Source organism: Streptomyces durhamensis, from assembly GCF_000725475.1.
GTDB lineage: Bacteria > Actinomycetota > Actinomycetes > Streptomycetales > Streptomycetaceae > Streptomyces > Streptomyces filipinensis.
In genome coordinates this window covers 328,364-342,358 of the sequence record NZ_JNXR01000012.1, presented here as the reverse complement: position 1 = coordinate 342,358, position 13,995 = coordinate 328,364, and the positions used below count along the sequence as shown (strand labels likewise).

General features: G+C 73.5%; 11 protein-coding genes. 3 read left to right on the top strand and 8 right to left on the bottom strand.

Going from position 1 to position 13,995, the window contains the following annotated elements:
- Window positions 1-19: 19 nt before the first annotated feature.
- The 4 genes from IO33_RS0119215 to IO33_RS0119200 all read right to left on the bottom strand — a co-directional run bounded on the left by IO33_RS0119215 (window position 20) and on the right by IO33_RS0119200 (window position 5,506).
- Window positions 20-1,531, bottom strand: a complete 1,512-nt coding sequence (locus IO33_RS0119215) for a phytoene desaturase family protein (protein ID WP_031166537.1) — start codon at window positions 1,529-1,531, stop codon at window positions 20-22.
- A gap of 411 nt (window positions 1,532-1,942) precedes the next feature.
- Window positions 1,943-2,572, bottom strand: coding sequence for a TetR/AcrR family transcriptional regulator (locus IO33_RS0119210; protein WP_031166535.1), 630 nt, complete (start codon window positions 2,570-2,572; stop codon window positions 1,943-1,945).
- Between the two features lie 47 nt (window positions 2,573-2,619).
- Window positions 2,620-4,704, bottom strand: a complete 2,085-nt coding sequence (locus IO33_RS0119205) for a YhgE/Pip domain-containing protein (protein WP_031166533.1) — start codon at window positions 4,702-4,704, stop codon at window positions 2,620-2,622.
- Window positions 4,691-5,506 carry an ATP-binding cassette domain-containing protein gene (locus tag IO33_RS0119200; RefSeq protein ID WP_051926855.1) on the bottom strand — a complete coding sequence of 272 codons (816 nt, stop codon included), beginning with the start codon at window positions 5,504-5,506 and terminating at the stop codon, window positions 4,691-4,693. Before IO33_RS0119200 ends, IO33_RS0119205 begins: the two co-directional genes overlap by 14 nt.
- 175 nt (window positions 5,507-5,681) lie before the next feature.
- Between IO33_RS0119200 and IO33_RS0119195 the strand changes: the two genes are divergently transcribed.
- The 3 genes from IO33_RS0119195 to IO33_RS0119185 all read left to right on the top strand — a co-directional run bounded on the left by IO33_RS0119195 (window position 5,682) and on the right by IO33_RS0119185 (window position 7,900).
- Entirely contained in the window at window positions 5,682-6,254 is a 573-nt protein-coding gene (locus tag IO33_RS0119195) for an SAV_6107 family HEPN domain-containing protein (RefSeq protein WP_031166529.1), read from the top strand.
- A 157-nt stretch (window positions 6,255-6,411) separates the two neighbouring features.
- On the top strand, window positions 6,412-7,239 hold the full coding sequence (locus IO33_RS0119190) for a class I SAM-dependent methyltransferase (RefSeq protein WP_031166527.1): 828 nt from the start codon (window positions 6,412-6,414) through the stop codon (window positions 7,237-7,239).
- A gap of 277 nt (window positions 7,240-7,516) precedes the next feature.
- A complete protein-coding gene (locus IO33_RS0119185; RefSeq protein ID WP_031166525.1) occupies window positions 7,517-7,900 on the top strand; it encodes a DUF3040 domain-containing protein in 384 nt (127 codons plus the stop codon).
- A gap of 114 nt (window positions 7,901-8,014) precedes the next feature.
- On the opposite strand, the gene IO33_RS0119180 is transcribed toward IO33_RS0119185, so the two are convergent.
- The 4 genes from IO33_RS0119180 to IO33_RS0119165 form a co-directional block, all read right to left on the bottom strand.
- Window positions 8,015-10,399: a transglutaminase TgpA family protein gene (locus IO33_RS0119180; RefSeq protein WP_031166522.1), complete on the bottom strand. Its 2,385-nt coding sequence runs from the start codon at window positions 10,397-10,399 to the stop codon at window positions 8,015-8,017.
- Window positions 10,396-11,757, bottom strand: a complete 1,362-nt coding sequence (locus IO33_RS0119175) for a DUF58 domain-containing protein (protein ID WP_031166515.1) — start codon at window positions 11,755-11,757, stop codon at window positions 10,396-10,398. Before IO33_RS0119175 ends, IO33_RS0119180 begins: the two co-directional genes overlap by 4 nt.
- Complete coding sequence (locus tag IO33_RS0119170; protein WP_031166512.1) at window positions 11,757-12,800, bottom strand: AAA family ATPase; 1,044 nt, start codon at window positions 12,798-12,800, stop codon at window positions 11,757-11,759. The genes IO33_RS0119175 and IO33_RS0119170 overlap by 1 nt, the downstream gene beginning before the upstream one ends.
- Window positions 12,801-13,045: 245 nt before the next feature.
- The gene (locus IO33_RS0119165; protein WP_078963767.1) at window positions 13,046-13,657 is read right to left on the bottom strand and encodes a beta-class carbonic anhydrase; all 612 of its coding nucleotides are present in this window, start codon (window positions 13,655-13,657) and stop codon (window positions 13,046-13,048) included.
- Window positions 13,658-13,995: the final 338 nt, after the last annotated feature.

Genomic DNA, 13,995 nt, shown 5'->3' with positions numbered 1-13,995 from the left:
GCGCGGGCCGGGCCGCGGCTCACTGGGAGCCGCGGAACTCCGGGCCCTCCACGATCAGCCCCGCCACCAGCGCGCCCGACATGCCCGCGTGCGGCAGACCGCCTCCGGGGTGCGACCAGCCGCCCACCCGGTACAGACCGGGCAGCCGGGTGGTGTTCGCCGGGTGCAGGAAACGGCCCTGGCCGGCGGCGAGCGCGGGCGCGGTCACCGCGCCGGGGAAGCCGCTCGCCCCGTCGTCGGTGTGCCCGGGTGTGCGCACCTCCTGCCACAGGACACGCTCCCGCAGCCCCGGTAGTGCGCGACCGGCGGCTTCGAGGAGATGGTCCGTGTACCGCCGGACCGTGCCCTCCCGGTCCCAGCCGGCACCGGCCGGCACCACCGCCGACAGCACCACGGACTCGTGCGCGTCGTCCGGTGCGAGCGCGGGGTCGTCGGGGCGCAGCACGGTCACCGTGGGACGCGGCGGTTCGTCACCGCCCGCCGAGACCAGGAAGTCCAGCTCGGCCTCCGGGTCCGGCGGGTGGACGACCGTGCGGTGCGCGGCACCCGGCTCGCGCCCGCCGCGCAGGGCCAGCAGCACGGTGAACCGCCCCGGCCGGGGCGCGAACGGATCGGCGCGCACATCGCCGTCCGCGTCCAGCGGACGCTCCGTCAGCGCCGTCAGCCGCGCCGGGTCCACGCCCGCCACGACATGGTCCGCCTCGGCCGCCGTGCCGTCCGCCAACTCCACGCCCACCGCACGGCCGTCCTTCTCCAGGATCCGTACGACCTCCGCGCCGAAGACGAACTCGACCCGCCGCCGCACGCACCGCTCGTACACCGCGCGCGCCAACTCCCGCATGCCGCCGCGCACATACCAGGTGCCGAAGGCGTGCTCCATGTAGGGCAGCACGGCCGCGCTCGCCGGAGCGGTCCGCGGATCGAGGCCGCAGGCGAGTGCGGAGCTCTCCAGCAGCGCCGACAGGCGCTCGTCGCGCAGTTCGAGCGAGCCGATCTCGGACAGCGTGCGCGCGTGCCGCGTGCGCAGCAGGCGCCGGTGCGGCACGGCCGGATACGGCTCCTTGTCGGCCAGCACCTGCCAGTTGGGCCACAGCGGCTCCTCCAGCAGCGGCCTGCGGGTGCGGTCCCAGGCTTCCCGGGCCCGGACCAGGAACGCGCCCCAGCGCTCGCCCGTGCCCGCGCCCAGCGCCTCGTCCAGGGCCGCGACCACGCCCGCGCGCGAGGCGTTCGGCAGCGAGACCTCGGTGCCGTCCGCGAAGACGTGCCGCGAGGACGGATCGACCTGGACCAGCCCGACGCAGTCCTCCAGCGGCTCCCTGCCGGTCTTGACGAACAGGTCGCGGTACACCGCGGGCAGCGTCAGCAGCCCCGGGCCGGTGTCGAAGCGGAACCCCTCCCGCTCGAACCGGCGCACCGCACCGCCGTACGTCTGCGTACGCTCGTACACCACCACCCGGTGGCCCGCGACGGCCAGCCGGGCGGCGGCCGCCATCGCGCCCATCCCGGCGCCGATCACCGCAATCCGTGCCATGCCTGCGACTTTATCGACCGCCACTGACAGTCCGGTCCGCGGGCGGCCCCCAGGGGTGATCCTGTCGGCGACCGCCTCGCACGGCAGGCCCGCATCGCACGCGTGCGGCTGAGCCGGGTGGCTGAGTATCCGTACTCAAGTGGCGAGATGAGTACGCGCGCGGATGGGCCGCGGCCCGTGCGGACGGGAGAGTGGAGGCACGGCAAGGGGGCGCGGCCCGGCACCGCCGGCACGGGGCGGCGGAACGGCGCCCGCCACCTGGCCGCTCCTTCCGTCGATCCGTCGGCGGAAGCGAGTCGGGGGACCCGGGGACGACCACCCGCGGGGGACCATCGGGGGAAGACCGTACGGGGGAAGTACGGGGAGTGCGAAGGCGCCGGTCCGGCAGCGGACCGGCGCCTTCCCGCGGGTTCAGCCCTTTCCGCTCACGCGTCCCTGGAGCAGCCGGGACAGGGCCGCGTGGACGTCGTCCAGCGAGCGCTCCGGCTGGAAGGACTGCCAGTCCAGCGCGGCCACCAGGACCATGCCGACCAGCGCGGCCGCCGTCAGCTGGACGTCGATCTCCTCGCTGAACTCGCCGGCCGCCACGCCCTCGCGCAGCACCCCCTCGACGACCGCGACCGCCTCCTGCCGGACCACCATCAGCGTGGACTGCCAGGCCCGGTTGGTGCGCCACAGCTCCGCCACGTACAGCTGGGTGAAGGCCGGGTAGCGGTCGATGAAGACCAGGCCCGCGCGGACCATCGCGTCCAGGGCGTCCACCTTGCTGCCGCCCCCGCGGGCGGTCTCCTCCGCCGCCTCCTTCAGCGAGGCGGTGAGCAGGCCCACGCCGTGCCGCAGCAGCTCCTCGAAGAGCACCGACTTGCTCGCGAAGTTGTAGTACACCGTGCCTTTGGCGACCCCGGCGCGCTCCGCGATCTCGTCCACCGTGGTGGCGGAGAAGCCCTGCTCGGCGATGAGTGTGACGGCCGCTTCGTAGAGCTTCTGCCGGGTGGCCTCGCGGCGGGTGCTGCCGCCGGACCTGGTGCTACTGCTTTCCATGGCCCTGATTCTCACAGGTACGCGCGCGTGCGGCGGGCGCTTGCCGATCACAGGCTCAGCTCCGGGTGCAGCCGGTCCAGCGTCCACACCTGGCGGCGCCGGGCCGTGAGCGCGGTCAGCGCCAGCGCACCCGCGGTGAACGCCGCGAGCACCCCGCACGCCTGCCAGACCGGGCCGAGCCCGCCGCCGGTGATCAGCCGGCGCAGCGCCTCCACGATGTAGCTCATCGGCAGGAAGGGATGGATCGCGTTGAAGAAGCCCGGGCTGGTCTGCACCGGGTACGTGCCGCCCGCCGAGGTCAGCTGGAGCATCAGCAGCGCGAGCACCAGGATCCGGCCGGCCGCGCCGAAGCGGGCGTTCAGCCACTGCACGATCGCCCCGAAGCACGCCGTGACCAGGCACAGGAAGCCGATCGTGCCCGCCGCGCGCAGCATCTGCAGGCCGATCGCCCAGTGCAGCACGGCCATCAGCGCCGTCACCTGGAGCACGCCGACGGCGACCACCGGCAACCAGCCCGCGAGCGCGATCCGCCAGGCCGGCGAACCCGCCGCCAGGGCACGCCGGTTGAGCGGCGGGATCAGCATGTAGGCGACCATCGCGCCCACCCACAGCGAGAGCGGGATGAAGTAGGGGGCGAAGCCGGTGCCGTAGTTCGGCGCCTTGTGCAGGTCGTGGGAGGCCAGCTGGACCGGGTCGGCCATGACGCCGGTGCGCTGGTCGCGGTCCTTCTTGTCGTAGTCCGGGATCCTCTTGGCGCCGTCGTGCAGTCCGCCTGCGAGCTTCCCGGAGCCGTCGGACAGCTTGTACAGGCCGCCGTTCAGGGTCTCGGCGCCCGAGGCGGCCGTGCCGATGCCCTTGTCCAGCGCGGTGGCGCCGGACTTGGCGGTGCCGATCCCGGTGTGCAGCTTCTTGGCGCCGGCGGCGACCTTCTGCGCGCCGGTGTTCAGCTTGTTGATCTTCTTGACGGCGTCGTCGACGTCCTCGTACAGGTGCGGTGCGCGCTCTTCGAGGGCCTTGGCCTGCTTCTGCAGGGCGCCGAGGTTGTCCCGCATCGTCTTCAGGTCGCCGTCCTGGTCCAGGACGAGGGTGTTGACGTCGTCGGCGACCGTGGCCACCTCGGCGGCGGCCTGCTTGGCGCGCTTGAGCTCAGGGCAGAACGGGTCGGGGACGGTGGCGTCCTCGCAGCGCGTCTTGTATATCCCGGCCAGGATGTCGGAGTTCGTGTGGGCGAGCTTCGCGGTGCCCGGGGCGTGCTTGACCAGGACGTCGAGATTGTCCTTGACCGTCTTGGACGAGTCGGCGACCAGGCGGGCGGTGTCGCCGATGGTCTTCTCGTTGTCCTTCAGGAAGGGGCCGGTCTTGCCGTAGACGCCGTTGACCTTGTCGGCGAGCGCCTTCGTGCCGTCGGCGACCCGCCGGGAACCGTCCTGGAGGTCACCGGCGCCCGTGTTCAGCTTCTTCAGGCCCTTGGCCAGCTTGCCGCTGCCGCTGCTGGCGTCCTTCAGGCCGTCGGCGAGGTCCTTGGAGCCCTTCTCCGCCTTCCCGATGCCGTTGTTCAGCCGGTCGGCGCCCTTGGTGGCGGTGACGGTCTTGTCGTGGATGCCGGAGAAGGAGACGAAGATCTTGTCCAGGAAGGTGCGCGAGGACTTGGTGGAGGCGGCCGAGCGGACCTCGTTGAAGACGGTGCGGGAGATCTGGCCGACGATGTAGTTGTTCGCGTCGTTGGTGCGCACCTGAAGGGCGCCGGTCTGCGGGGAGCCGCCGGAGCTGGAGGCGATCTTCCGGCTGAGGTCGGCCGGCATGGTCAGCGACAGGTAGTAGGTGCCGTCCTCGACGCCCCTGCGCGCCTCCTCGTCGCTCACCTCGTGCCACTCGAAGGTCCGGCTGTCGCGCAGCCCGTCGACGATGTCGTCGCCGGCGGTGACCCTCTTCCCGCCCGCCGTGGCGCCCTTGTCGTCGTTGACCAGGGCGACCGGGATGCGGTCCAGGCGGCCGTACGGGTCCCAGAAGGACCACAGGTACAGGGCGCCGTAGAGCAGCGGCAGCACGAGCAGCGCGACCAGGGCGGCGCGCGGCAGCTTCCCGCGCCCGAAGCGCCTCAGTTCGAGCGCGGCCAGCCTAGGCGAGCGCATCGGCGTCCTCCTTGGGGTCGCTGTTCCCGTCCGTCTTCCCGGCGTCGGAGGCGTCGGACCGGCCCTTGCGCGTGTCCGCCTCCGCGCCGTTCGCCAGGTCCGTGCCGGCGCTCGCCTCGGTGTCCGTCCGTCCGGTCGGCACGACGACGCAGTCACCGGGGGCGGTGCGGCAGACGACCGCCACCGTCGTGCCCGCGCGCGTGAGGGACCGCAGCACATCCCACAGTGCGGCCCGCTCGGTGTCCGAGAGCTTCACGTCGATGTCGTCGACGCCGAGCAGCGCGGGCCGGCCGAGCAGGGCCAGGGCGAGGGACAGGCGCAGTTCCTGCGGTCGCTCCAGGTCGCGCACGGCGGTCCGGGAACCCTTGGGCAGCGTTTCGAGGTCGAGTCCGGCGGCGGCCAGCGCCGCGTCGACGCGCAGCCGTGCCTCGTGCGTGCGCTGGGGGCGGGGCCGCAGCAGTTCGCGCAGGGAGTCGCCGAAGCGGCTCTGCAGCAGCGCCCGTTCGCGCAGGTGCTCGCCGACGGTCAGGGCCGGCTCCAGGTCGGTCACCCCGGCCACGTTGGCCACCGCGCTGACGCGGCGCAACCCGGCCATGTGCCGGGGGAGTTTGAGGCCGCCGACGGTGGCCACTCCCTCGGTGGGCTTCATCCGCCCCGTGAGCGCGAGCAGCAGACAGGTACGGCCGGAGCCGGACGGTCCCTCGATCGCGATGAGCGAGCCGGGCTCCGCGTCGAGGGTGACGCCTCGGAAGGCCCACCCCCGGGGTCCCTTGAGCCCGAGGCCCTCGGCCCTGACGTGCATGCCGTCCACAAGCCCCCCTTGCCGATCCCACGTTTTTGAACTGACTGGTCAGTACAAAAATACGCCGAACCTTCGATCGAGGCAAAGCCCCAGGTCAGAACGGATTGTCAGTGCCATACCTCACGATGGGCACATACGGCATCCGTGCCGTCACCCAGACGACAGGAGGTTCGTCATGGCCAATCCCTCCGCAGCCGCCGCACGCCGGCGCCGCGCCACCGGCCCTGCCCCCTCACTGACCGGCCCGGCGAGCGACGTGCACCCCGTGCTCCGCCGGGCCACGGCCCCACCCGCCGCCCTCGACCTGCTCGCCCAGGCCCGCGCCGGACTGGAGGAGGCCACCGTCCTGGAAACACCGAACGAGCGCTATGCGACGGCCCACCTCGCCGCCCTGCGCACCGCCGCCGCCGTGCTCGCCGCCCGCGGCCGCCCCGAGACCTCCCCGCGCCGCCGTGCCCGGATCCGCAGCGCCTGGGAAGTGCTGCCCGAGATCACTCCCGAACTGACCGAGTGGAGCGCGCTGTTCGCCTCCGGCGCCGCCCGCCGCGCCCGCGCCGAGGCCGGCATCCGGGACGCGGCGAGCCGGCGGGACGCCGACGACCTGATACGGGACGTGGGGATGTTCCTGCGCATCGTCGAGCGGATGCTCGTCCTCCAGCCGGTCCTGCCCCAGCCCCGCCCGGAGGCCGGAGAAGCCGGGGGAGCGGCCGGCCCGCCACCGCGCAGCGACCTCCCGGACGCGGGCTGACCACCGGCTGGGAGAGGTTCCGGAGGCGACGACGGCCGCAGCCGGTCCGCCGTGCGAGACGGACACGGCCGTACTCCGGCGCGGTGACCGGGACGGCACCGGAGGCAATAGGGTGGAGTCGCCTGAAGCCTTCCAGCCTGCCGAGGAGTCAACAGCCGTGTCGGACCCGATGCGCCCACCCGTCTCCCACCGCCACCCCCAGTGGACGTCGTCGCGCTCCGACACCCCTCGATCCCGCTCCTCCCTGCGTACCGCCGTGGTCTGGGACGTGCTCCAGGACGCCCTCGACCGCAGGGTCAAGGCCACCGGACGGGAGTCGCTCGACGTCCTCGACACCGGCGGCGGCAGCGGCAACTTCGCCGTGCCCCTCGCCCGGCTCGGCCACCGCGTCACCGTGGTCGACCCCAGCCCGAACGCCCTGTTCGCGCTGGAGCGCCGGGCCGCCGAGGCCGGCGTCGCCGACCGGGTCCGGGGCGTCCAGGGCGACGCGCACGGCCTGTTCGACGTGGTCGAGCGCGGTGGCTACGACGCCGTGCTGTGCCACGGCGTCCTGGAGTACGTCGACGACCCGGCCGAGGGCGTGCGCAACGCCGTCGCCGCGCTGCGCTCCGAGGGCGTCCTCAGCCTGCTCGCCGCGGGGCTCGGCGGCGCCGTGCTCGCCCGCGCCCTCGCCGGGCACTTCACGGAGGCCCGGCAGGCGCTGACCGACCCCGACGGCCGCTGGGGCACCGGTGACCCGGTGCCGCGCCGGTTCACCGCCGATCAGCTCACCGCGCTGGTCGAGGGCGCGGGCCTGCGGGTCGGCGCCGTGCACGGGGTGCGGGTCTTCGCCGACCTGGTCCCCGGCGTCCTCGTGGACACCGAGCCCGGCGCCCTCGACGCGCTGCTGAAGCTGGAGGCCGCCGCGGCCGAGCTGGCCGCGTTCCACTCCGTCGCCACCCAGCTGCATGTGCTCGGTGAGACGCGGGGTGCCGCCGAGGCCTGAGCTCACGGCCGTGACCCGCCGCTGATCAGGGCCTGGGCAGCGGATGGAGTACGCCACAAGCCCCCCGATCGTGGGGTTTGCGCCGTATGATCGAGGTACACCACCCGGCATGACGGGTCGGCTGCCGGGGAATGGAAGCCTCAGCGAGCCGGGACGCCCATGACGGATTCCGGTTCGCCAACTGGCGCAGAGGGGCGGGTTTCACGGGGGCGATTCCCTGCCTATCCTGAAGGGACCCCCCGGGTCGCCCCGGCGACTGCACGATGAGGAGGACTCCGTGCCGCTCTCGGAGCACGAGCAGCGCATGCTCGAGCAGATGGAGCGAGCGCTGTACGCCGAAGATCCCAAGTTCGCGTCAGCGCTTGAGGGAAGCGGGCTGCGTACGTACACCCGGCGGCGGGTCTACCAGGCGGTCGCAGGCTTCCTCGTAGGTATCGCGCTCCTCATGGCCGGAATGGTCGCGCAGCTGATCTGGGTCAGCGTGGTGGGTTTCCTCGTCATGCTGGGCTGCGCCGTCCTCGCCGTCACGGGCTGGCGCAAGGCCCCGAAGCCGGGCGAGCAGCCCCCGGGCGCCGCCCGCCGCCAGGTGCGGCCGAAGCGCTCCATGATGGACCGGATCGAGGAGCGCTGGCAGCGCCGCCGGGACGAACAGGGCCGGTAGCCGTCCGGCGGTCTCCACCGCCCACGGACGACGCCGGCAGACGACGCAGACGGACAACGCCGACAGACGACGCTGAGGGGCGGCCACCGCCGGTGGCCGCCCCTCAGCGCTGTCTCAGCCCCGCTGCTGCGAGGGCCGGCGCGGGCCTGGCCTGGCCGCGGCCGCCCGGGCCCGGAGCGCGGACCAGCGGTCCGCCACCGCCCACAGCACCCGCACCGACGAGCGGGGCAGGAACAGCGCCCGCAGCCGCGTGCCGGTGCTCACCGTGCCCCGCAGCCCCTCGACCACCCGGCGCACGTCCTCCGCCACCCCGGCCGCGGGGCGCGGCCGGGGCGCGTACAGCACCTGCTCCACGGCGTCCGCCACCCGGTGCACCGCGGCACCGGCCGCCGGGTCCAGCCGGCCGAGACCGACGATCCGGTCCGCCGCCCTGCGCGGGGTCAGCGACTCGTCCGGCGTGATGCCGTGGTCCCAGGCGCTGTCCGTCAGCTCCCGCCAGGCCGCCAGGGTGTGTCCCGCCGCCCCCTGCTCGGTCCGGGCGTGCCCGCCCAGCCGCGCCGACCGCACCCGCAGCCGCCACAGCAGCGGCGACAGCGGCAGGGCCAGCGCCACCAGCGCGGCCAGGCCGAACAGCAGGTACCACCCCGGGCCCGGGCCACCGCCGCCGCCGCTCGGGACCGCCGCCGCGGACGCGGTGTCGCAGCCCTGCACCTTGACCAGCTCGGGCGTGCAGCTCTCGCTCGCCGAGGGTGCCGCCGAGGGCGCCGTGGACGCATGGTGCGAGGGCAGGTCCTGGTCCGGCAGCGAGGTGCCGGGCGTGTCCGACTGGGTGTACGACGGTGTCGTGCCGCGGGTCGGAGTCGGCTCGAAGCGGGTCCAGCCCACGCCCTCGAAGTACAGCTCGGGCCAGGCGTGCGCGTCTTTCTGGCTCACCGCGACCGTGCCGTCCGCCTGCGGGGTGCCCGGCGCGAAGCCCACCGCGACCCGGGCCGGAATGCCCAGCGTGCGGGCCATCGCCGCCATCGCGAAGGAGAAGTGGACGCAGAAGCCCTCCTTCTTCTTCAGGAAGTTCGCGATGGCGTCCGGGCCGCGGCCGACCTCCACCTGGGTGTCGTACTGGAAGCCGCCCGTGACGGCGAAGTAGTCCTGGAGCTTGACCGCCTCCTCGTAGTGGCTGCGCGCGCCCGCGGTGATCTCCTCGGCGGTCTTGGCCACCACCTTCGGCAGCGAGGACGGCACCTCGGTGTACTCGCGCTTCAGGGCCGCGGGCGGCTCCGGCGCGGTGGACAGCTGCTGCGCCGTCGGCCGCAGGTCCAGGCTGGTCACCTGGTAGGCCGCGCCGCGCGTGGTCTGGCCGTGGTCGCCGACGACGGCCATGCCGACCGGTTCGTAGCGCCAGCGTCCGCCGATCTTCACCCCGCTCGGCGGGTACGGCATCGGCAGCCAGTCCTGGGCGTACCAGTCCGCCGCCGTGACCGTGGTCGTCACCGTGCCGCGCCTGATGTCCGCGCCGAGGCCGAGGGGCGTGGGGAACCGGTCCGGCACGCCGACGACGCGCCGCTGCGCGGGCTTCCAGGTGGTGCCGTCGAAGTCGTCCAGGGAGGCGATCCGCAGATACAGGTCCGAGATGTCGTTGGTGCTGGTCCGCAGGGTCAGCACCTGGCGGTCGTTGTCCGTGTTCAGGTTGTCGCGCAGCGCCACCAGCAGGTTGACCGCGCCGCCCCCAAGCCCCTCGCCGCTGCCCGCCCCCACGCCCGTCCCGGCGGCGTCCAGCAGGCCGCCCTGCATCGCGGGCAGCGCCAGCGGAACCATCAGGGCCACGCCCAGTGCCACCGCCCCGATCCGGCGTCCGGTGCGCACCGGGGCCACCGCGCCGTCCTCCGGGGAGCCCGGGGAACGGGGAGCGCCACCGAAGACCCGGCCCCACTGAGCCAGCCGGTCCCGGCCCTCGGCGAGCAGCAGCATCAGATAGCCGGCCGCCGCCACCAGGAACCACAGCCAGTCGGCGGCGCCTTGGGACAGCCCGGCGGCCACCGAGTACAGCGCGAGCAGCGGCAGTCCGGCCGGGGCGGCGCTGCGGAAGGTCACCGCGAGCGTGTCCACCAGCAGGCCGATCACCAGGGCGCCGCCGATCAGCATCAGCTTGATGCCGTCGGTGAGGGGCGCCGGGATCGCGTACTCGCCGACGTCGTCGGAGCCCTGCTGGAGCAGGTCGGCGAAGTGCCGGAAGGAGTCCGGCCCCGGGACCAGCCCGATGATCGCGTGCTCCCGCGCGAAGACCAGGGTCAGCAGCACCAGCGTGGCCAGCGCCTGCGCCACCACGGTCAGCGGCCGGCCCAGCGGCACCCGGCGGGCCGCCGCACCCACCCCGCTCTGCACGGCCAGCAGCGGCACCAGCTGCAGCAGCCAGGTCGGCTCGGCCACCAGGGGCAGCAGCGCGCAGGAGGCCATCAGCGTGGCCGCCGCCGCGCACAGCGCCAGTCGTGCCCGCCCGCTCATCCCCTGGCCTCCCCGCTCGACGACACCAGGCCCGAGCGCTCCCGGTCCGCCTGCTGCCACAGCGTGTTCAGCGCGGCGCCGCGCGGCACGCTCAGCGCGGTCCAGCCCGACTCGCGCAGCAGCCGCAGGCGCTCGGTGTGCCGGTCGCCCGGCAGCGGCCCGTCGGTCGCCTCCCGCACCCATGTGTCGGGGTCCAGCACGAAGGCGACGGCACCGCCGCTGCGCCGGCTCATCCTGGCGACCGTCGCGGCCTGTTCCTCGTCCAGGTCGCCCAGGAAGGCGACCAGCAGCCCCTCGTTGCCGCCGCGCAGCACGTCGTACGCCCGGGACAGGCCGGTGCCGTCCGAGTGGTCGATCACCGCGAGGGTGTCCATCATCAGCCCGGCCGCCTCCGCGGTCTCCTGGCCGGTGCCGGCGAACCCGTCGGCGCCCTCGCCGGGCACCACGCTGCCGCTGTCGGTCAGCAGCCGTACCGAGAAGCCGCGTTCGAGCATGTGCACCAGCACCGAGGCGGCACCGGAGACGGCCCACTCGAAGGCCGAGTCGGGGCCCGCGCCCTCGTAGGCACCGCCCCGGGTGTCCAGCAGCACGGTGCAGCGGGCGCGCCGGGGCTGTTCCTCGCGGCGCACCATCAGCTCGCCGTAGCGCGCGGTGGACCGCCAGTGCACCCGGCGCAGATCGTCGCCGTAGCGGTAGCCGCGCGGGATCACGTCGTCCTCGCCCGCCAGCGCCAGCGAGCGCTGCCGCCCGTCGCCGTACCCCTGGGCCTCGCCGCTGAAGCGGACCGGGGCGAGCGGCTGCACGCGCGGGATGACCGTCAGGGTGTCGTGCGCCGAGAAGGAGCGGGTCAGTTCGCACATCCCGAAGGGGTCCGTCAGCCGCAGCTGCAGCGGGCCCAGCGGGTAGCGGCCGCGCAGGTCGGAGCGGACCCGGTAGGACACCTCGCGGCGGCCGCCCGGCTCCACCCGGTCCAGCACGAACCGGGGCCGCGGTCCGAGGACGTACGGCACCCGGTCCTGGAGCATCAGCAGGCCGGTGGGCAGCCGGGAGACGTTGTCCATCCGCAGGTGCACCCGGGCCTCGGTACCGGCCGGCACGCGCGCCGGGGCGAGCCGGCGGGTGCCGGAGACCCGGTAGCGCGTGCGGTACACGACCGTCGCGCAGGTCAGGGGCAGCACGGCCAGCAGCAGCCCGACGCGCAGCAGATCGCTCTGGCCCAGGACGTACGCGCAGATCGCGGCCGCGATCCCGGCCGCCAGGAAGGAACGGCCGCGGGTGGTCAGACCCGCCAGGGCCGTACGGACGCCGCCCGCCTCCCCGCGGTCGGCCTCCGCCTGCCCGGTCCCCCCGGCGCTCATCACAGACTCCGCGGGGGCTGCTGCGGATACGCCGGGACGTTCCGGCCGAGGCCGCCGAAGCCCGGGGCCTGCCGGCCCGGCGCCGCGGGCAGCGGGGTGTGCTGGAGGATCTCCTGCACGACCTGCTCGGCCGTGCGGCGGTTCAGCTGCGCCTGGGCCGTGGGCAGCAGGCGGTGCGCGAGGACGGCGACGGCGAGTGCCTGGACGTCGTCCGGCAGCGCGTACTCCCGGCCGGCCAGGGCCGCGGACGCCTTCGCCGCGCGCAGCAGATGCAGCGTCGCGCGCGGGGAGGCGCCGAGTCTGAGGTCGGGATGGGTGCGGGTGGCGGCGACCAGCTCCACCGCGTACCGGCGGACCGGCTCGGAGACGTGCACGGTGCGCACCGCCTCGATCAGCTTCACGATCTCGTGGGCGTGCGCCACCGGCTGCAGGTCCTCCAGCGGGCTGACCCCGCCGTGGATGTCCAGCATCTGCAACTCGGCCTCCACGCTGGGATAGCCGACGGAGACGCGGGCCATGAAGCGGTCGCGCTGGGCCTCGGGCAGCGGGTAGGTGCCCTCCATCTCGACCGGGTTCTGGGTGGCCACCACCATGAAGGGACTGGGCAGTTCGTAGGTCTGCCCGTCGATGGTGACCTGCCGCTCCTCCATGGACTCCAGCAGCGCCGACTGGGTCTTGGGCGAGGCGCGGTTGATCTCGTCGCCGATCACGATCTGCGCGAAGATGGCGCCCGGCTTGAACTCGAAGTCCCGGCGCTGCTGGTCCCAGATGGACACACCGGTGATGTCCGAGGGCAGCAGGTCGGGCGTGAACTGGATACGCCGCACCGAGCAGTCGATGGACCGCGCCAGCGCCTTGGCCAGCATCGTCTTTCCCACGCCGGGGACGTCCTCGATCAGCAGGTGGCCCTCGGCGAGCAGCACGGTCAGGGCCAGCCGTACGACCTCGGGCTTTCCCTCGATCACGCCCTCCACCGAACCGCGCACCCGCTCCACCGTGGCGGTCAGATCAGTGAGGCTCGCTCGATCGTCATAGGTCGTCACCCGGCCCTCCTCGGCCCGTACTTTCCGGGCCGACGCTGCTTGCGAAACCGGCCCACCCCGAAACACGGACACCACGCGGGAAAGGTTCCGCGTGACGTCACACCCGCATTCTTGCCGCCGTTACCGATTCGTGTCACTCGCCTGTGGACAACTGCCCGCACGATGTCGGTCTTACGGCCTTTTCGACCGCGTTTTCGATACGGCTGTGGCGGGATGCTTCCGGGGTGGCCGGCCGGTGCGTCCGCTCAGGCCGGGTCGATCTCGCGCAGGAGACCGGTGCGCACGTCGAACACAAAACCGCGTACGTCGTTCGTGTGCAGCAGGAACGGCGAGGTACGCACGCGCTGCATGGACTGGCGCACGTCCTGGTCGACGTCCCGGAAGGACTCCACCGCCCACGCCGGGCGCTGACCGACCTCCATCTCCAGGTCGTGCCGGAAGTCCTCGGTGATGGACTCCATGCCACAGCCGGTGTGGTGGATGAGCACGACGCTGCGGGTGCCGAGCGCCCGCTGGCTGATGGTCAGGGAGCGGATCACGTCGTCGGTGACCACGCCGCCCGCGTTGCGGATGGTGTGACAGTCGCCGAGCTGCAGGCCGAGTGCCTTGTGCAGGTCGAGGCGGGCGTCCATACAGGCGACCACGGCGACCTGGAGAACGGGACGGGCGTCCATGCCCGGGTCGGCGAACGCGGCGGCGTACCGCCGGTTGGCCTCCACCAGGCGATCGGTCACGCCACCGCCGTCCGTTATGGCGCCTTCGGATCCAGTGGGAACTGCTGCGGAAGTCGTCATACTCATGACGTTACTGGTCACGCCCGGCCCTGGCCCGCTGTGAGTCGGGACAAAGAACGTCATCACGGCTTGTTGTGAGCCACCCCACAGGTGGGGCAAACCTGCTCCGGACGGGTGAACACCGCCGAATTGCGGCTCCCGCCGCGATGCGGTAGGCGACGCGCAGGCCGGTTGATTGACCGCGAGACACGGTGGACTAAAGTGGCGCGAAGCGGGAGACGTGGCTCTCCCTGCTGGTGAAACCCCGGAGACCCCGGCTCGCACCCGGGCCGTCTCCCCGCGTGCGCGGCGCGTACGCACGGCTCGGCCTCCTCCCGCTCCCGGTCCGGCTGACGCTTCCGGCGCCGGCAGGCCTCCCCTTCACGAGCTGGCGGGGACCCGGCGGTGCGTACGGGCCGCGC